Origin of the sequence: Hufsiella ginkgonis (genome assembly GCF_009834915.1) — a bacterium.
Classification (GTDB): domain Bacteria; phylum Bacteroidota; class Bacteroidia; order Sphingobacteriales; family Sphingobacteriaceae; genus Hufsiella; species Hufsiella ginkgonis.
In genome coordinates this window covers 58,867-78,602 of the sequence record NZ_WVHS01000001.1, presented here as the reverse complement: position 1 = coordinate 78,602, position 19,736 = coordinate 58,867, and the positions used below count along the sequence as shown (strand labels likewise).

The 19,736-nt window shown below is 50.6% G+C and carries 15 protein-coding genes, 1 tRNA gene and 1 riboswitch; of the genes, 11 read left to right on the top strand and 5 right to left on the bottom strand.

Translation table 11 applies throughout. The features are described 5' to 3' along the window. Positions 1-63: 63 nt before the first annotated feature. Positions 64-136 (bottom strand) — tRNA-Met (locus tag GS398_RS00340). Positions 137-297: 161 nt separating this feature from the next. On the opposite strand from GS398_RS00340, the gene era reads away from it, so the two are divergent. The 3 genes from era (at position 298) to GS398_RS00325 (ending at position 2,898) form a co-directional block, all read left to right on the top strand. Continuing rightward, entirely contained in the window at positions 298-1,176 is an 879-nt protein-coding gene (gene era, locus GS398_RS00335) for a GTPase Era (protein WP_160904769.1), read from the top strand. 201 nt (positions 1,177-1,377) lie between these two features. Continuing rightward, positions 1,378-2,679 (top strand): ribosome biogenesis GTPase Der, encoded by a 1,302-nt coding sequence (gene der, locus GS398_RS00330; protein WP_160904768.1) that lies wholly within the window; start codon positions 1,378-1,380, stop codon positions 2,677-2,679. Between the two features lie 15 nt (positions 2,680-2,694). Continuing rightward, positions 2,695-2,898 carry a hypothetical protein gene (locus GS398_RS00325; RefSeq protein WP_160904767.1) on the top strand — a complete coding sequence of 68 codons (204 nt, stop codon included), beginning with the start codon at positions 2,695-2,697 and terminating at the stop codon, positions 2,896-2,898. Positions 2,899-2,901: 3 nt separating this feature from the next. Here the strand turns inward: GS398_RS00325 and GS398_RS00320 are convergent, their stop codons facing one another. Continuing rightward, positions 2,902-4,488, bottom strand: coding sequence for a S41 family peptidase (locus tag GS398_RS00320; RefSeq protein WP_237488056.1), 1,587 nt, complete (start codon positions 4,486-4,488; stop codon positions 2,902-2,904). A gap of 225 nt (positions 4,489-4,713) precedes the next feature. On the opposite strand from GS398_RS00320, the gene murQ reads away from it, so the two are divergent. The 5 genes from murQ to GS398_RS00295 all read left to right on the top strand — a co-directional run bounded on the left by murQ (position 4,714) and on the right by GS398_RS00295 (position 12,174). Next, on the top strand, positions 4,714-5,526 hold the full coding sequence (gene murQ / locus GS398_RS00315) for an N-acetylmuramic acid 6-phosphate etherase (RefSeq protein ID WP_160904765.1): 813 nt from the start codon (positions 4,714-4,716) through the stop codon (positions 5,524-5,526). Beyond that, complete coding sequence (locus GS398_RS00310) at positions 5,526-6,092, top strand: hypothetical protein (protein ID WP_160904764.1); 567 nt, start codon at positions 5,526-5,528, stop codon at positions 6,090-6,092. The genes murQ and GS398_RS00310 overlap by 1 nt, the downstream gene beginning before the upstream one ends. A 34-nt stretch (positions 6,093-6,126) precedes the next feature. Continuing rightward, positions 6,127-6,858 carry a Bax inhibitor-1/YccA family protein gene (locus GS398_RS00305; RefSeq protein WP_160904763.1) on the top strand — a complete coding sequence of 244 codons (732 nt, stop codon included), beginning with the start codon at positions 6,127-6,129 and terminating at the stop codon, positions 6,856-6,858. Positions 6,859-6,972: 114 nt separating this feature from the next. Next, positions 6,973-7,074: riboswitch (SAM riboswitch) on the top strand. A gap of 99 nt (positions 7,075-7,173) precedes the next feature. Next, a complete protein-coding gene (gene metH, locus GS398_RS00300; protein ID WP_160904762.1) occupies positions 7,174-10,863 on the top strand; it encodes a methionine synthase in 3,690 nt (1,229 codons plus the stop codon). Between the two features lie 93 nt (positions 10,864-10,956). Beyond that, positions 10,957-12,174, top strand: coding sequence for a family 8 glycosyl hydrolase (locus tag GS398_RS00295; RefSeq protein ID WP_160904761.1), 1,218 nt, complete (start codon positions 10,957-10,959; stop codon positions 12,172-12,174). Here the strand turns inward: GS398_RS00295 and thrC are convergent. The 3 genes from thrC to thrA form a co-directional block, all read right to left on the bottom strand. Further along, positions 12,171-13,478 (bottom strand): threonine synthase, encoded by a 1,308-nt coding sequence (gene thrC, locus GS398_RS00290; protein WP_160904760.1) that lies wholly within the window; start codon positions 13,476-13,478, stop codon positions 12,171-12,173. The two genes, GS398_RS00295 and thrC, sit on opposite strands and share 4 nt — an antisense overlap. 83 nt (positions 13,479-13,561) lie before the next feature. Then, positions 13,562-14,497 carry a homoserine kinase gene (locus tag GS398_RS00285; protein ID WP_160904759.1) on the bottom strand — a complete coding sequence of 312 codons (936 nt, stop codon included), beginning with the start codon at positions 14,495-14,497 and terminating at the stop codon, positions 13,562-13,564. An 87-nt stretch (positions 14,498-14,584) separates the two neighbouring features. Continuing rightward, positions 14,585-17,035 (bottom strand): bifunctional aspartate kinase/homoserine dehydrogenase I, encoded by a 2,451-nt coding sequence (gene thrA, locus GS398_RS00280; RefSeq protein ID WP_160904758.1) that lies wholly within the window; start codon positions 17,033-17,035, stop codon positions 14,585-14,587. Positions 17,036-17,484: 449 nt separating this feature from the next. On the opposite strand from thrA, the gene GS398_RS00275 reads away from it, so the two are divergent. From GS398_RS00275 to GS398_RS00265, 3 genes are read left to right on the top strand one after another with little or no spacing between them, the layout of a single operon-like run. Then, on the top strand, positions 17,485-18,186 hold the full coding sequence (locus GS398_RS00275; RefSeq protein ID WP_160904757.1) for an SIMPL domain-containing protein: 702 nt from the start codon (positions 17,485-17,487) through the stop codon (positions 18,184-18,186). 30 nt (positions 18,187-18,216) lie between these two features. After that, entirely contained in the window at positions 18,217-19,203 is a 987-nt protein-coding gene (gene yiaK, locus GS398_RS00270) for a 3-dehydro-L-gulonate 2-dehydrogenase (RefSeq protein WP_160904756.1), read from the top strand. A gap of 52 nt (positions 19,204-19,255) precedes the next feature. After that, a complete protein-coding gene (locus GS398_RS00265) occupies positions 19,256-19,726 on the top strand; it encodes a DUF4293 domain-containing protein (protein WP_160904755.1) in 471 nt (156 codons plus the stop codon). The last annotated feature ends 10 nt before the right edge of the window (positions 19,727-19,736 follow it).

Genomic DNA, 19,736 nt, shown 5'->3' with positions numbered 1-19,736 from the left:
CTTATCGTTAAACCTGGAAACCTGAAGCGGTAACCAACCTGCAACTTTCAACTTACTCTCAGGTAGCGGGGACCAGACTCGAACTGATGACCTTCGGGTTATGAGCCCGACGAGCTACCAACTGCTCCACCCCGCACTCTCGTACATTTTTTATCCGGGTTTTGTCCCGCCATGAGTATCGCACTCCTGTCAAATCGGGGTTTCAGTAGCCAGGAACTGATTTCCTTATCCCCCGAATTGGACTGCAAAGATATATTTCGTTTCTTTGCAGTCCAAATAAAATTTAAAAAAATATTTATGCCGCATAAAGCCGGATTTGTGAGCCTGGTCGGAAAGCCGAATGTCGGGAAATCGACATTAATGAATGCACTCGTTGGCGAGAAAATGTCGATCATCACGCCAAAGGCGCAAACTACGCGCCACCGGATTTTAGGGATCGTGAACGAACCTGATTACCAGGTGGTTTTCTCAGATACCCCCGGTATCATTAAACCGGTGTATGCTATGCAGGAATCAATGATGAGCTTCGTAAACGGCTCGCTGGTAGACGCCGACATCATTATTTTTGTGACCGACATCAACGAAAAACACGATGAAAGCGATGTGATCGAAAAATTAAAAAGTACCGTATCGCCCGTAGCAGTGATCATTAATAAGATCGATAAATCGCTCGAAGAGTACGTAAAAGCCAAAATTGAATACTGGCAAAACCTGCTTCAGCCAAAGGCGATCTTCGCTGTTTCGGCACTGCACGGCCACAATGTGCAAGCGGTGATGCAATTTATACTGGATGAACTGCCCGAGCACCCGGCGTATTACGATAAAGACACCCTGACGGATAAAACGGAACGCTTCTTTGTGTCGGAGATCATTCGCGAAAAGATACTGAAACTTTATGACAAGGAAATTCCGTATAGCACCGAGGTGGTGATCACTTCGTTTAAAGAGGAGCCGAACATTAACCGCATCAGCGCGGAGATCATTGTGGAACGCGATTCGCAAAAGAACATCATCATCGGCAAAGCAGGCGAAATGCTGAAGAAGGTAGGAACCTACGCCCGTAAAGACATGGAAGAGTTCCTTCAGAAGAAAGTGTTCCTGGAAATGTTCGTGAAAGTGATCCCTGACTGGAGAAACAAGAAAAATTACCTGAAACGGTTCGGGTATGAAGATTAGCGATCAGCGGTTTAGCGATCAGCAGTCAGCGATCAGCCATCAGCAATCAGTTTGGAGCGGATCAATATCGAGAGTAATTCATAAAGAGTAACCAAGAGTATATCATCCTAAAGGATGAATTATTATATAATTAAGTAAATTCAGGCTGATAGCTGACCGCTAATAGCTTACAACTAACGCCTGACACTACATCATACAAGCATGAGCAACATCGTCGCAATAGTAGGCCGCCCCAATGTCGGCAAATCAACATTATTTAACAGGTTAACGGAATCGCGCAAAGCGATCGTGGACGACATGAGCGGCGTTACGCGCGATCGCCACTATGGCATGGCCGAATGGATCAACAAACCCTTCACCGTGGTGGACACGGGCGGTTACGTGGCTAATTCGGACGATGTGTTCGAGTCGGCCATCAACGAGCAGGTGCTTATCGCGATCGAGGAGGCATCCGTAATCCTCTTTATGGTAGATGTGAATACCGGGATCACCGACCTCGACGATTCTATCGCGGCCATCCTCCGCAGGAGCAGGAAGCCGGTTTTCGTCGTGGCCAATAAAGTCGATAATAACAGCCAGCGCAACGATGCGAGCGTATTTTATGGATTCGGGCTGGGTGAGCTGCACCTGATCTCGTCTATGACGGGGTCCGGAACCGGCGAGTTGCTGGATGAGGTGGTAACCCATTTCGTGGAAATACCGGAAGAAGAAAATGCGCTGCCTAAATATGCCATCGTTGGTCGCCCGAACGTAGGCAAATCCAGCCTGATCAATGCGCTGATCGGCTCAGAGCGGAATATCGTAACACCCGTAGCAGGTACTACCAGGGATTCTATACACATTCATTACAACCAGTTCGGCCACGAATTTATGCTGATCGATACTGCGGGTCTTCGTAAAAAAACGAAAGTAAAGGAGAATATCGAGTTCTATTCGGTAATGCGCACCATTAAAGCGCTCGAAGAGGCCGACGTGATCATCCTCATGATCGATGCCTTAGAAGGGCTGGAATCGCAGGACATCAACATCTTTCACCTCGCGGAGAAGAATAAGAAAGGCGTGATGATCGTGGTGAATAAATGGGACCTGATCGAAAAGGACCACAAAACCACCAAGGAGTTTGAAGTAAAGATCCGCGAAAAGCTTGCGCCATTTGTAGATGTGCCGGTGGTATTTACCTCGGTGATAGAAAAACAGCGGATCTTTAAAACGCTCGACGTAGCAAAACACGTATATACCAACAAGATGAAGAAGATCCCGACATCGAAATTGAACGAGATCATGCTGCCGATCATTGAAAACAATCCGCCGCCATCCTTGAAAGGGAAATTTGTAAAGATTAAATTTATCACGCAGATTAACGGCGCATCGCCGATGTTCGCCTTCTTTTGTAACTTGCCGCAGTACGTAAAAGAATCGTACAAACGGTTTATCGAGAACAAGCTGCGGGAAAATTTTGATTTCGCGGGGGTGCCTATCCAGATTTATTTCAGACAGAAATAGCTAACGTAAAATGCCATGAAAAAGTTATTCGCCCTTTTAGCGGTCGCCGGTTTCTTCCTTGGAGCCTGCAACGGCGGCCCATCTGCCGAAGAAAAAGAAAAGCAGGATTCTATTGCAGCGTCGAAAACCGCCGACTCCCTGTTGAATGCGGTCGCTGCCGACAGTACCGCGGCCGACGCTGCCAAAACAGACTCGCTGGCCGCAGACAGCACGAAATAGCGGCTATTTATCCCGGTAAGAAACGAGTTTTTTGTCTTTATTCATCAGTTCCAGCGAGCGGACGAGCGCCTTATCGCCGGAGTTGATGACACGATAATAACCGTCTTCCCCAAAGAAATAACGGGCGAGGATAGCTTTCATCTCGCTGATGATCACCGGTTTGGAAGCCTTAGAAATGTTTTCGGTGGTTTTGACGCCCTTTTCGCCGGCATAGCTGAGCAGGTGCTGGTAATCCCGTTCGTCCACCTGGTAGTTGTGAACAAACTCTTCGAGCGATACCGGTGTAGTTGCCGACCGGAGCAGGTTACGATAGATAAAGTCGTTTAAAAATCCCTTGATGGCTATTTCGCTGTAGAAATCGGTGTAACCGGCGGTATCGAGCGGCACGTAGATGTCGGGCATGATACCGCCCCCGCCATACATGATCCTTCCCGAAGCGGTTTTAAAGGATTTCTCCTTGCTGTAAGTGCTGTCCTGGTAGTGGTGCCCGTCCGAATTTACTTCGCCGTTGCGGAAACGGTTACCAACTTCTTCGTAATAAGCATCGCTGCCTTTTTTGTAAGAGCGCTGGATGGAGCGGCCAAGCGGTGTATAATACCTGGCGATGGTGAGGTTTAGTGCTGAGCCGTCGCCAAACGGGAATTGTTCCTGTACGAGACCTTTGCCAAAAGAGCGCCGGCCGATGATGGTCCCGCGGTCGAGGTCCTGGATAGCGCCGGCAACGATCTCGCTGGCCGAGGCCGAATTTTCATTGATGAGCACCACCAGGCCGCCTTCCTCGAAGCTGCCTTCGGAAGTAGCGAGGTAATCGGTGCGGGGCTCGTGTTCCCCTTCTGTGTAAACGATCAGCTTTTTGTCGCTTAAAAACTCGTCGGCCAATGCCGTAGCGGCGCTCAGGTAGCCCCCGCCGTTGTCGCGAAGGTCGAGCACGAGGTTTTTCATGCCGCTCTTTTGTAATTTCTTAATGGCGGTGGTAAAATCCCGGTCGGTTTGTGCGCCAAAGCGGGTGATCTTTACGTAACCGGTTTGCCGGTCGAGCATATAAGCCACGTCGATGCTGCTTACGTCGATGTTGCCGCGGGTGATGGTCACTTTTCGCCCGTCGGGGTAACGGGCATTTTTAACGACGAGATCGACCGTAGAGCCGTTTGCCCCGCGAATGAGCCGTGAAATTTCTGACGTAGCGATATTATTACCGGCTACCGGTGTCTGGTCGATGGCGATAATGCGGTCGCCCTGCCGCAAAGCGGAATGGGAGGCAGGTCCTCCCGGGGTAACGGAGGTAACCAGCAGGGTATCCTGCAATACGTAATATTCTATGCCGATGCCGGTAAAACTCCCGTCGAGGTCTTCATCCTGCTGCTGTTTATCTTCGGGAGGCAGGTAAGCGGAATGCGGGTCCAGCTTTTTGAGGATATCTTTAATGGCCAGGTGCTGCAGCGTGTCGAGCTTTACCGGGTCCACGTAGTTATCGCGGATAATGCCGAGGATCTTCTCAAGTTTTCCCGATCGGTCGCCAGCACCGAACGGCATAAATGACCCATTACGTGTACTGGTATTTTCTTTCGCGAATTTTGGCCCGATGGCCATTCCTGCTGCAAAAACTGCTGCATAGCAAGCGGCAATTAAAAGATTTTTTTTCGTTCCCGGCCCCATATCTAACAAGAGGCTAAAATAAGAACTTCCGGCGTTTATTTCTGCCTTTTAGCGCATATATCATCAATTTGTCTTTTACTTGCACTAAATTTTTACCATTAAAAGATTATTCCGAATTTTACTTGCTCCCGTTGCACACCGGGTTTTAAAGAAAATCAAATGAAAAGGACCACCGAGCAGGATTCAATATATAATGATCTGGAGAAAATGGAGGTTGGTGAGCTGCTTAGGGGAATTAATCACGAAGATAAAACGGTCCCCAATGCGGTTGAGCAAGCCATTCCCGCCATCGAACGGCTGGTAACGCAGATAGTCCTGAAAATGCGGGACGGTGGCCGGCTCTTTTACATCGGCGCCGGTACCAGCGGTCGCTTGGGTATTCTCGACGCTTCCGAATGTCCCCCAACTTATGGTGTCCCATTCGATATGGTGATCGGGATCATTGCCGGTGGCGATGGCGCCATCCGCCGTGCGGTGGAATTTGCCGAAGATGATAGCGGGCAAGCCTGGCTGGACCTGCAGGAATATGATATCACCAACCGTGACGTACTCGTCGGCATTGCCGCTTCAGGCACCACCCCTTATGTGATCGGCGGACTTAGGCGGGCCAACGAGGAAGGCGTGGTTACCGGCTGTATCGTATGTAATGAAGGCAGCCCCGTGGCCGCCGAGGCGCGTTACCCGATAGAGGTAGTGGTAGGCCCGGAGTTTGTGACAGGTTCTACGAGAATGAAGTCGGGAACCGCCCAAAAGATGGTGCTCAACATGATCACTACCAGCGTGATGATCCAGCTGGGTCGTGTAAAAGGAAATAAAATGTTCGATATGCAGCTCACCAATCATAAACTGGTGAACCGCGCCGTTGATATGGTAATAAAAGAAACGGGGCTCGATGAGCATACCGCCCAGCGCCTGCTCGACGAGTTCGGCAGCGTGCGGAAGGCGGTAGAGGAGTATACAAAGAAGGTTTAATGCACGAAATAGAGCCATATTACCGCTGGCGCGATGATTATATAGCTGCGGAGGATCCGCAATCGCCTTTCTACGCCACAGAATACAGCGAGTTTGAATTCGATAAAAAGATCTATAATTACTACATTCACCCTCAGTGGGATTCTTTCGGCTCGCTCACCCTGTACCTGAAGGTGCTTTTCGCCGATTACGAGCGGGGGTATGTCATTATCGAGCTCATCGGCGAGTGGAACGATGCCATTTATAACGATGTGATGCTGCTGAAACGCGAGATCATCGAACTGATGATCGATTATGGCATTACAAAGTTCATCCTCATCGGCGAAAATGTGCTTAACTTCCATGCTTCCGACGATTGCTACTACGAAGAATGGTTCCAGGACGTGGAAGACGGCTGGATCGCAGGCGTTAACTTCCGTGAGCACGTGATCAGCGAGTTTAAAAATAGTAACATCGATTATTACATTAACTTCGGCGGACAGCTCGACGATCTCAGCTGGAGGAACCTGAAACCGGTCCAGGTATTTAAAAAAGTAGAAGAGCAACTCGTAAAAAGGCTCAATTAAGGTTAACTTTATCTCAACTTATTTATCACCAAACATGGAAAATTCAAGATCTAACTACACGTACGAAAGCGTGTTCCAGGACAAATCGATAGACATTTCTAAGAGATTCATTGCTGATGTTTTTCTATGGATGTTCATCGGGCTGGCCATCTCTGCCGCGGTTTCTTTGTATTTTGCGGCCAATACACAGCTGCTTTCATATCTCATCAATCCCGTTACCGGTCGCCGGACCGGCCTGGGTACTATCGTTACGTTCATTCCGCTGGTTTTCGTATTGGTGATGTCATTCGGCCTTCATAGGCTTTCATTTGCCGTACTTGCCACTTTATTTGTGCTTTTCGCCACTGCATTTGGCATGAGCATGAGCTTTATTTTCCTCGTTTACACCTCCTCGTCGATCATGAGCGTGTTCATTACCGCTTCGCTGCTATTCGGCGTTATGGCGATCGCCGGGTATACCACCAGCCAGGACCTTACTAAGTTCGGCTCATTGCTTATGATGGCGCTTATCGGCCTTATTATTGCCGGTGTGGTCAACTTCTTTCTGCAGAGCCCGCAATTCAGCTATATCCTGAGTTTTATAGGCGTGGCTATATTCGTCGGCTTAACCGCCTATGACATGCAGAAGCTAAAACAAATAGGCGCCAGCGTTAACAGGTACGATGCGTCGGTTAAAAGGCTTGTCATCATGGGCGCCCTCACGCTTTACCTCGACTTTATCAATATCTTCCTAAACCTGCTGAGGTTGTTCGGAAGCAGGAAGTAGGGAGTTTCAGTTGTCAGTGACCAGCTCCTTCAGGCGCCATAAAAACTGACCACTGACCACTGACTACTGATCACCCCCATTTGCGTTTCTCATTCAAATTCCCGATCTTTGCCCCGCTTATTAAGAAAGACGGAGGGATTAGACCCTGCGAAGTCTTAGCAACCTGTACTTACAAGGTGCTAAATTCTATCCCGGGCGGCCGGGAACAGATAAGTAAAAGACAGTTCTGTCTCCCACTTTCTAATAGGCTTTATTAAGGTAAATGGAATCGCATAAAGCGGATAGCATGCCTGTACAAGTCTTTATGTAATGCAGATGAACATCAGAGAAGAATTAAAGAAAAGGATATTGGTGATCGATGGCGCTATGGGTACCATGATCCAGCGGTATGAGCTCACTGAGGACGATTTCCGGGGAGCACGCTTTAAAGATCATCCATGTGATGTTAAAGGAAATAACGACCTGCTTAATATCACCCGCCCGGATGTGATCAAAGCCATTCACGCGGAATACCTCAGGGCCGGAGCCGATATCATTGAAACAAATACGTTTAGTACACAGCGTATTTCCATGGCCGACTACCAGATGGAAGATCTTTCCTACGAGCTTAGCTACGAAGGAGCACGCATTGCGAAAGAGGCAGCCACGGAGTTTACACGGCAGGAACCCTCCAAACCGCGTTTTGTGGCAGGCGCGGTTGGTCCCACTAACCGCACGGCCTCCATGTCGCCGGATGTGAATGATCCCGGCTACCGGGCCGTTACGTTCGACGACCTGGTAGAAGCTTATTACGAGCAGGTGCGCGGCCTCGTAGACGGTGGCGCCGATGTATTGCTGGTAGAAACTATTTTCGATACGCTTAACGCGAAGGCGGCGATCTTCGCCATCAAGAAATACGGGAACGAAATCGGCCGGAGACTGGAGATCATGATCTCAGGCACCATTACGGATGCCAGCGGACGAACACTTTCTGGGCAAACCGTGGAAGCGTTCCTCAACTCCATGAGCCATGCCAACCTGCTCAGCATCGGTCTAAATTGCGCATTGGGCGCGAAGGAAATGCGGCCGCATATCGAAGAGCTCTCCCAAAGAGCGGGCTGTTTTATTTCCGCCTATCCGAACGCCGGCCTGCCCAATGAATTTGGTGCCTATGATGAGGTGCCGCACGAAACCGCCCACCTTGTAGAGGACTTTATGGAACATGGTTTCGTAAACATCGTAGGCGGATGCTGCGGTACCACGCCTGATCATATCCGCTGTATCGCGGAAAAAGCGGCAAAAAACAACCCGAGGCAAGTGCCCGAACCGGAACCCTACCTGCGTTTAAGCGGGTTGGAGCCGGTAACCATTACCCCGGAGAGCTTTTTCGTGAATATTGGCGAGCGTACCAACGTTACGGGCTCGCCGAAATTCTCTAAGCTGATCCTGAACGGCAACTTTGAAGAAGCACTTACCGTTGCCCGTCAGCAGGTGGAAGGCGGCGCACAGGTGATAGACGTGAACATGGACGAAGGCATGCTCGATTCGGAAGCTGCCATGACCCGTTTCCTTAACCTGATCGCCTCCGAACCGGATATCGCCAAACTGCCCATCATGGTCGACTCCTCCAAGTGGAGCGTGATCGAAACGGGATTGAAGTGCCTGCAGGGAAAAGGTATCGTAAACTCGATCTCGCTGAAGGAAGGGGAGGAGAAGTTCCGCGAATCGGCAAATAAGATCAGGCAGTACGGCGCAGCGGTAGTGGTAATGGCGTTTGATGAAACCGGGCAGGCAGACTCGTACGAACGCCGCATCGAGATCTGCAAGCGCTCATACGATATCCTGGTGAACGAGGTGGGTTTCCCCGCACAGGACATTATTTTCGATCCGAACATCCTCACCGTGGCCACCGGCCTCGAGGAGCATAATAATTACGCCGTCGATTTTATCAACGCCACCCGCTGGATCAAAGAGAACCTGCCCCTGGCCAAAGTAAGCGGCGGGGTGAGTAACATCTCTTTTTCATTCCGCGGAAATAATACGGTACGCGAAGCCATGCATTCGGCCTTCCTATACCACGCCATCCAGGCGGGGCTCGACATGGGGATCGTAAACGCAGGAATGCTCGAAGTTTACGAACAGATCCCGAAGGAACTGCTCGAAAAGGTGGAAGATGTATTGCTGAACCGGCGGGATGACGCCACCGAAAGGTTGGTAGAGTTTGCCGAAACCGTAAAAGCCAAGGGTAAGGAAATAGTGCGCGACGAGGAGTGGCGCAAAGGCCCGGTACAGGACCGGTTGTCGCACGCCCTGGTAAAGGGGATCATCGAATACCTTGATGATGACGTGGAGGAGGCCCGGCAGATGTATGCAAAGCCGCTGGAAGTGATCGAAGGTCCGCTTATGGATGGGATGAACATTGTGGGCGACCTCTTTGGCGCCGGCAAGATGTTCCTGCCGCAGGTGGTAAAATCTGCCCGGGTAATGAAAAAGGCGGTGGCTTACCTGCTTCCGTTCATTGAAGAGGAAAAATTACGGGTGGTTGCCGCCGGCGAAGGCCCTGGCGATGGCCGGAAAAACGCCGGGAAGATCCTGATGGCCACGGTAAAGGGGGATGTGCACGACATTGGTAAAAACATCGTCGGCGTGGTACTGGCCTGTAATAACTTCGAGGTGATAGATCTTGGGGTGATGGTACCCGCACAAAAGATCCTGGAGGAAGCAAAGAAACATAACGTAGATATTATCGGCCTTAGCGGGCTGATCACACCTTCGCTTGACGAAATGGTGCATTTTGCCAAAGAAATGGAACGCGAGGGGCTGGATATCCCTTTGCTTATCGGGGGGGCTACCACCTCGAGGATCCATGCCGCGGTAAAGATATCCCCCAACTACTCGGGAGCTACCGTACACGTGCTCGACGCCTCCCGCAGCGTAGGCGTTTGTACCAACCTGCTGAATGCCGAAAATAAAGACGCGTTTAAGCAGAACATTCGCCAGGAATATGATAAGGCACGCGAGGCACACCTGAATAAACGTGTCGACAAGCACTTTAAACCCATTGCGGCAGCCCGGCAGGACAAGTTTAAAATTAACCTGGACGGTACCGTTCCGCCGGCGCCGAAGTTTACCGGTACGAAAGTGATCACCGGCTTCCCCCTGGAAGAGCTGGTGCCGTACATCGACTGGACGCCGTTTTTCCATACCTGGGAACTGCGGGGAAGTTATCCGAAGATATTCGACGATAAATTTGTCGGCATTGAAGCAAAGAAACTGTTCGATGACGCCCAGGAACTGTTAAATAGGGTAGTAAGCGAAAAACTGCTGACGGCCAACGGCGTGATCGGCTTCTGGCCGGCAAACGCGGTGGGCGATGACATCGAGCTGTATACCGACGAATCACGCACTACCGTACTTACCACCATTCACACGCTTCGCCAGCAGGCAGAAAAAGCAAAAGACGAGCCTTATTACGCATTGGCGGATTTCGTGGCACAGAAAGAGACCGGTATAGCCGATTATTGGGGCGGTTTTGCCGTAACGACAGGATTGGGCTGCGACGAACTGGTGGCCGGGTTTGAGCGTAATCACGACGACTATAACAGTATCATGGCCAAAGCCATTGCCGACCGCCTCGCGGAAGCCTTCGCCGAGAAGCTCCACGAAATGGTGCGTAAAGATTTCTGGGGATACGCCTCCGGTGAAGATCTTACCGGCGAAGAGCTGATCCGCGAGAAATACGAGGGTATCCGTCCCGCGCCCGGTTACCCTGCCTGCCCGGACCATACAGAGAAACGTACATTATTCGACCTCCTCGACGCGGAAAGGAATACCGGCCTGCACCTTACCGAAAACTTCGCCATGTATCCCGCAGCTGCGGTAAGCGGGTTCTACTTCGCACATCCGCAATCCCGTTACTTTGGACTTGGCAAAATAGACCGGGACCAGGTGACGGACTATGCACAACGCAAAAACATGCCACTGGAGGAAGTGGAAAGATGGCTGGCGCCAAACCTGGGGTATTGATGGTTCACCCCTACAATTCCTCTCTTCCCCTCATGCTATTTGATCCGTTGGCGGCAATTGATTCTCTTTGCCAACGGATCAAATTCCTTGATTATGCCGAAACAATTCCTGGTTGCCCTGGTCGCTTTCCTGTATTCAGTTACCTGCGCCGGGCAGTCGCCTGCACCGGTAAAAGCAAAATATGCAGCTGGCGTGATTATGCCCAATCATAAAACGCAGCAGCAGATCAATACGGAAATAGGCGCCGTTTACGATCGCTGGAAAGCCAATTACCTTATGGAAGATATTGGTGTTAAAGGCCGGTACTACATCAGATACCAAAATAACGGACCTGTAACAGTTTCAGAAGCACATGGCTATGGGATGGTCTCGCTGGCTTATATGTCGTGGTATGACAAGGATGCGAAACGGTATTTCGACGGCATGGTGCGCTTTTTTAAAGCACATCCCAGCAATAGCAATAAGTACTTGATGTGCTGGCAGCAAGGTATCCGCGATGGGAAAGTCGTTTCGGTAGGAGGAAGTGCAGCTACGGATGGCGACATGGATATCGCCTACGCTTTCCTGTTGGCAGACAAGATCTGGGGGAGTAATGGGGAGATCAATTACAAAGCCGAGGCCCTGCTGGTAATCGACGCGCTGATGCAATCTGTAGTGCACACAAAGTACAAAACCCTGAAAATGGGCGATTGGGCAAATCATGAAGGATCACGCGTAAATGACGGCACAAGGCCTTCGGACTATATGCTGCAGCATCTCCGGTCGTTTCAAAAAGCAACAGGGAACGCTGCCTGGCAAACAGTAACCGATAGCACCTACCGCGTGATCGGCCATATTTTTAAGAACTACAGCGCTTCAACGGGGTTGATGCCCGATTTCGCAGAGCGGAAGGACGGTAACTTTATCCCCGCTATCGGTCAGTTGCTGGAAGCTCCCGCAGATGGGTCTTATTCGTATAATTCCGCACGTTTCCCATGGCGCCTGGCAACGGATTATGTAACGCATGGCGATAAACGCGCTTATGGTCAACTTGCCGTATTAAACAGCTGGATCCGGAAGGCGGCAGACGATAACCCGTCAAAAATATACTCGGGGTATAAGCTTGACGGCTCCGTTCTTCCCGGGAGAAACTACCAGGACCTTACCTTTCAGTCGTCATTTATGGTGAGCGCCATGGCCGATAAAAGAAACCAGGAATGGCTTAACAAGTTATGGGATAACGGGGTAGCCAGGCACAGCAGTTATTTCGGCGACTCGATCACACTTTTGTGTATGATCGTGGCATCGGGGAACTGGTGGCTGCCCGACTAATTCTCCAGCAGGTACCGTTTAAAGGCCTCAAAATCCGCCGGTAGCGATATGGCTTGTTTGGGTTTGCCTTCCAGTTCTTTAACCTGTTCGGGGATCTCGACGGCGGATGCGATTTCGCCCTTAAACACGTCCGGGAATTTACAAGGATGCGCGGTAGAAAGAAATACCATGGCGGCATTCTCCCCTGCATACGTCTCTTTCCATCTTTGTACGCCAAGCCACGCAATGGCAGTATGCGGACAGGCTACATAATTGTTCGCCGCAAAGATCTGTTCAATAGCGGAAACGGTCTCATCGTCCCCAAATTTATACCCGGTAACGAGGTCCTTTAACGCATCCCTGTCATTGTTAAACAGGTTCATGATCCGTACCCAGTTGCTTGGATTGCCGACATCCATGGCGTTCGACCAGGTCTGTACAGAGGGTTTTGCCTGGTACACCCCACTTTCCAGGAATACCGGGACGGTGTCATTGGCATTGGTGGCGGCGATGAACTGCTTAACCGGCAAGCCCATTTTCCATGCCAGCAAGCCTGCGCCGATATTGCCGAAATTTCCGCTCGGTACCGAAAAGATCACTTCCGTTTTGCCAAGCCTCCGCAACTGCGACCAGGCGTTGAAATAGTAAAAGGTTTGCGGGATGAGGCGCGAAATGTTAATGGAGTTTGCCGAGGTAAGCCGGAACTTTTCGTTCAGCGTTGCATCGGTGAAAGCCTGTTTAACCAATGCCTGGCAATCGTCGAACGTGCCATCGACTTCAATGGCATGTATATTATGTCCATTGGTAGTTAATTGCAGCTCCTGGACGGGACTCACTTTCCCTTTGGGATACAAGATGGTTACTTTGGTGCCTGCAACGCCGAGAAATCCAAGGGCTACAGCACCGCCGGTATCACCGGAAGTGGCCACCAGCACATGCAGCTCTTTCTCGCCCTCCTCCAGGAAGTAGCTCATTACCCGGCTCATAAACCGTGCACCGAAATCTTTAAAAGCCAGTGAAGGGCCGTGAAAGAGCTCCAGTACATAAGATCCGTCCTCCAGCGCAACCACCGGTGCCGGGAAATTAATGGCATCGTTGATAATGGTGTGCAGGTCGAAATCAGGAATAGCGCCCTGCAGCACGTTGCGTGCCACCATGAAGGCGATTTCAGGAAGCGTGTACTGCCCGATATTGCTGATAAACACATCGTCGAGCCTCGGGATCGCGTGCGGCATATAAAGCCCTTTATCCTGGGGTAAGCTGTTAAAAACGGCCTCTTTAAAGTCGACTTCAAGAATGGGGTTGTTGGTGCTGTATAATTTCACTGTGTTTTGGCTAATGGCTAATAGCTGTTGGCTGATAGCTTGTTATAAGTTATAAAAACATTCCTTGCTAAAAAACGGGTGGATTATCCCAGTACGATCGGGCCGTTTTTGTTAATTGCCGACACGAAGGTCTTGCTCCCGATATTCAGCGAGGCAAGGTGCGCTGCAACTTTTTGAGTTACCCTGCCTGCCGACTCCCGGTCTTTCGTAAAGGAAAACACAGATGGCCCCGATCCGGAGATGCCGAAGCTGATTCCGCCGTTTTCGAGCGCTATTTCGCGGAGCTTATAAAAATCAGGAATAAGGATGGAACGCACAGGCTCTACCAGCACATCTTTCATGCTGCGGCCGATCAGGTCGGGATCCTGCATAAACAGCCCGCTTACCAGGCCGGCAATATTACCCCATTGGATAACGGCATCTTTTAGCAACACCTTGCTGCGGATCATCTGCCGCGCATCACGGGTGGGTACATCCACCTCCGGGAATACGATGGCGCAATACAGCGACTCAGGGAAAGGAAGCCTGATCACGTCGAGCGGTTCGTAGCTCCGCACCAGCACAAAACCACCGAATAGGGCAGGAGCCACATTGTCTGCATGCCCGTAACCGCAGGCAAGTTCTTCGCCTTTCATAGCAAAAGGGAGTAGCTGCTCAAGGGTTAATAAATTGCCTAATAGCGAATTGATGGCGAACAGTCCTGCTACCGTGCTGGCAGAGCTGGATCCCAGCCCGCTGCCGATGGGCATTTTTTTATGAAGCTCGATGTCGACGCCGATATCAGGCCGGTTGATGTGATCGAGGAAATGCTTTACGCTCGCGCTTACCGTGTTCCGTGCAGGATCGAGCGGTAAACGACCGTCGTCGCCCGTGATCTTACTGATCGTGATGCCGGGTTTCTCCGTCCTGCGCATCACTACTTCGTCGCCCGGCTGGTTCACCGCGAAGCCGAGTATATCAAAACCGCATACCACATTGGCTACCGTGGCAGGGGCAAAAACGTTTATGGAATCTTTCATTTTGTTTAGCTATCAGCTGTCAGCCATCAGCTCCTCTCTATCTATTTTCTATTCTCTATTTTCTGTTCTCTATTCTCCCCATCCCCTCTACTGCGCCCCCACATTAATAATATCCGCAAATACGCCTGCAGCGGTAACTTCGGCGCCTGCCCCGGGTCCTTTGACCACCATTGGCCGTTCTTTATACCTGTCCGTGGTGAAGGAGATGATGTTATCACTGCCAGATAGCATGTAAAACGGGTGGTTTTCATCCACCATCTGCAGCGTGGTCGCCACCCTGCCGTCTTCGAGTTTCCCGATATAACGGAGCACTTTTCCGGAACGGGCGGCCTCCTTTTTCAGGTTATTGAAATACTCCCCGGCTTTTTTAAGCTCCCCGTAAAAATCGTCGACGGTATTTGCATCGATGCACGACTGCGGCAAAATCGCGCCTATCGAGATATCCGCCGGTTCGATCACATGTCCTGCATCACGTGCAAGGATCAGCATTTTGCGCATAAAGTCAGTTCCCCGCAGGTCGTCGCGCGGATCGGGTTCTGTGTACCCTTTTTCCTGGGCAAGCTTAACCACATCGTAAAAGGAAGCGTCGCCGTTAAAGTTGTTAAAGATGAAGGAGATCGTCCCCGAGAGGATCGCTTCGATGCGCACGATCCGGTCGCCGCTCACCATCAGGTCTTTCAGCGTACGTACGATCGGGAGGCCTGCCCCCACGTTGGTCTCATAAAAGAAATCGGCGCCATGGCTGTGGGCGGTGTCTTTAAAGCGTTTATATTGTTCGTAGGTGCCCGAGTTGCCAATCTTGTTACAGGTGACCACTGAAATGCTGGAACGGAACAGCTCTTCGTAGAAATCGATCGGTTTCGGGCTCGCGGTATTGTCTACAAACACACAGTTGGGCAGGTTCATGGCCTTGATCCTGGCAATAAAACCAGCCAGGTCGGCGGTATGTTCCGAGCCTTCGAGCGCCGCCCGCCAGTTTTCGGTGGAGAGCCCGTTCTCGTCGAACACCATCTTGCGGGTGTTGCTGATCCCTGCGATCTTCACCAGGATGCCGTTATTTTGCTTCAGGAACTCGCTGTGTTCCGAAAGCTGCCGGAAAAGGGTGCTCCCTATATTTCCCGTGCCAAGGCAAAACACGTTGAGGGTTTTCTTGAGCTCCGTAAAGAACGCATCATGAACCGCGTTGAGTGCTTTTGCCATATCGACGGTAGAGATGATCACCGAGATATTATACTCGGATGAGCCCTGTGCGATGGCGCGCACGTTAATGCCGTTACGCCCCAGCGCGTGGAACAGCTTGCCGGATATCCCCGGCGTTTGTTTCATGTTTTCGCCGACGATGGCGAGTACTGAAAGACCTTCTTCTATCTGCGGCCTGTCGATCTTCCTGGCTTCGAGTTCCAGTTCAAATTCTGCTTCGATCATCTTTTGTGCTTTTACCGCTTCCGCGGGATGCACGGCGAACGTGATGCTGTGCTCTGACGACGACTGCGTGATGAGCACCACATTGATCTGCTCGCGGGCAAGTAAAGAGAACAACCGGCCGCTGAAGCCCGATTTGCCCACCATGCCGCTGCCTTGCACATTGATGATGCTGATCTGGTTGATCGAAGAAATCCCCTTGATGGGCAGGTGCGATGAATGACAATCATGGCGGATCACCGTCCCGGGGAAATCCGGCTGGAAGGTGTTTTTAATCACGATCGGGATCTTTTTCAGGAACGCCGGGATCATGGTAGGAGGGTAGATCACTTTTGCACCGAAGAACGAAAGCTCCATGGCCTCGGTATACGAAAGCTCCTCCAGCGGAAATGCCTTTTTAACCAGGCGCGGGTCTGCGGTCATCATACCGTTCACATCGGTCCAGATCTGGATCTCCCGGCTGTTGAGCGCCGAGCCGAAGATGGCGGCCGTATAATCACTTCCGCCGCGACCCAGCGTAGTTATACGCCCGGCATGGTTACTGGCGATAAAGCCGGTTACGAAGATCAGCTTACCGGGGTTTTCGCGGTAGAAGTTCCGGATCAGTAACTCGGTCTCTTCTGTTAATACACGGGCATTGCCGAAAGAACTGTCGGTTTTGATCACTTCCGAAGCGTCGAGAAATATCGTTGCGCCCAACCGCTGCTCGGCTACTTTGCTGATCATGAATGTGGAGCATCGTTCGCCAAAGCTCAGGATCAGGTCTTTGGTTTGCAGGGTGAGCTCGCGGAGGCTGTACACTCCCTGCAGCAAGTCCTCCAGCTCGTTAAAAAACAGTTTTAATTTCGTGAATACGGGGTTCTGACGCTGTACATCGAGTAACGACTTCACGGTAGCGAAATGGCGCTCCTCCAGCTCTTTCAGTTGTTCATTAAAACCATCGCCGCGGCTGGCACGTTCGGCCATGTCGAGCAGCAGGTTGGTAACCCCGCTCATGGCCGATAAAACGACTACCGGCGGTTCGGCGTTGGCGGATTCTTTTTTCAGGATGTCGACCAGGGTGAGTATGCTTTGAACCGATCCGACGGAAGTGCCTCCAAATTTTAAAACTTTCATTGAGCTGTGAGTGATTAACAAAAAAGCCTTCCTCATTTCGGAGGAAGGCTTTTTCTGGTTTTATATGCTTTATTTAACCATGATCTATCCTTCCTCCGGGCTCTTCCCGATGGTGGTAATAATGGTTGTAATAATCGACTGGTTTAAATGCATGTTTCTTTTGTGGCCGTAAAGAAAGGAGATATAATTGAGTTTCGCAAGAAATATTTTTAGTTGTCAATGATCAGTCGTCAGTTATTGGTTGTGATAGCTAATGAGCGGAATTAATCGGGAGGGTAGTTACGATCCGGTCGTTTTGATCGTCTATCATTTACAGGCATGGCCGCTATAGAACCGACAACTGGTCACGGATAACTAATATCCGTTATGGAAAGCGGTAAAAACATTCATCTTAATTAAAAAGTTAATACGAACACGTGCCCGGGAAACGGGACTAAACAAAAAAGAACATGAAAAGATTAGCAGCAATAATTTGTTTAAGCATTATCTCATTTACGGCGTTTTCGCAGAACGCAGACCTGCGCCGTAAAATTGAAGTGAACGGCAACGCGGAGGCGGAAGTAACACCGGACATCATTTACTTCGGCATTTCGCTGAAAGAGTATTTTAAAGACAGCAGCAACAAAAAGAAGGTAGAGATCGAAGAACTGGAGAAACAGCTCCAGGCGGCAGTGATCGCTGCGGGGATCCCGAAAGAGAATTTTATGATCAACAACGTTTCCAGCTACAGCTACCAGGTAAAGAAGAAAGATCCCGGTTTCCTGGCAAGGAAGCAGTATACCATTAAGGTAACCGATCTTTCCAGGTTTAACGATCTTGTTAGCGCAGTGGATCCTAGAGGCATCGAGTCAACCAATATCGAGAAATTTGATTATTCGAAGATCCAGACGCTCAAGCGTGAACTTAAGGTAAAAGCGGTACAGGCAGCAAAAGAAAAAGCTGCTTACATGGCCGAAGCCATAGGCGAAAAGGTAGGTAGCGCGCTGGAACTGCAGGAAATAAACAACGAATATTATCCTCAGCCGGTGTACCGCCAGTCCAACGTGATGATGAAAACCGAGATGATGGCTGCGGATGCGGCTTCGCCCGAGATCGATTTTCAAAAGATCAAACTGAACTACCAGGTACGTGCGGTTTTCGAATTAAAGTAGGAACCGTACTTTAGCAGGAAATAACTGCCGATGCGCATCGCTTTTGAGGAATTAAGGGCCGGGTTTCTGAGAGTACTAACCAAGGTGGGATTTACCGCTGAGAAGGCCGAACGCTGCGCCCGCATCTTTGCAGGAAACAGCCGGGATGGCATCTACTCGCACGGGCTCAACAGGTTCCCTGGTTTTATAGACTATATTGAAAAGGGATTGGTGGACATACACGCCGATCCCTTTTGTTTTGAGGCCCACGGCGCCATCGAATGCTGGGATGGCCGATCCGGCCCCGGTGTTTTGAATGCCGAAACATGCATGAACCGTGCCATCGAACTTGCCAAAATACATGGCATCAGTTGCGTCGCCCTGCGCAATACCAACCACTGGATGCGCGGCGGAACGTATGGCTTGCAGGCGGCCGACGCCGGTTGTATCTCGATCTGTTTTACCAATACCATGGCGAACATGCCTCCCTGGGGAGGTACGCTTCCCCGCCTTGGAAATAACCCGATGGTTATTTCGGCGCCTTATCCCAACGGGCATGTACTGCTGGATATGGCGATGTCGCAATATTCCTACGGGAAAATGGGTATGTATAAAGCAGCCGGTGAGATGCTGCCGTACGATGGCGGGTTCGATACGGCGGGTAACCTCACCAAAGATCCTGCGGCCATCCTGGAGAGCTGGCGCCCGCTTCCCATCGGGTTGTGGAAAGGCGCCGGTCTTGCCCTGGTGCTCGATTTGCTGGCAAGCATACTGAGCAAAGGGCAATCTACCGGGCAGATCACCGAAGCAAAGTATGAAACAGGCTGTTCACAGGTGTTTATCTGTATCTACCGCGAGGAGGAGACAGAACGGTTGTCATTAATGAACAGTATTATCGGGTATACGCAAACCGGCGCCGGCGGAACAGGAAAACCAATCACTTACCCCGGAGAGAACATGCTGAAAACACGGGAACAAAACATGGCGGAAGGTATCCCGGTGAACGAGGATGCCTGGAAGAAAGTACAGAATTTGTAAAATATCACCTAACTTTTAACAGGGGCGTTATATTTGTCCAAAATCGATTTTTATGATTCAAAGAATACAAACTATCTGGTTGTTCCTGGCTTCCGTGGCATTATTCGGACTGTTTTTCCTGCCCACGCTGCAACTGTCCAATACCGATGGCGTAGCGAGGTCGATCAGGCTTACCGGCGCATATGATACCGCAGGTGCACAGGTCGTGCAGGCGCAGAGCTTTATCCTGCTTACCGTTGTGGGGGTAATTGTTGCGCTGATCCCCCTGGTGCTCATCTTTTTTTATAAGAACCGGAAACAGCAAATGGCATTTTGCTATTTAACTATAGTGGCGATCCTGGCTTTTAGTTTCTGGCTGGCGCAAACCGCGAAAAATGTCGCCGGAAATGTAGAGCCGGGGATCCAGAACTTTGGGATCGGCGCGGTACTTCCCTCTTTAGCCGTCATTTTTATGATACTGGCGGCAAAAGGGATCCGTAACGACCAGAAATTGGTCCGTTCCGCCGACAGGCTGAGAGGATAGCTGCTACCAG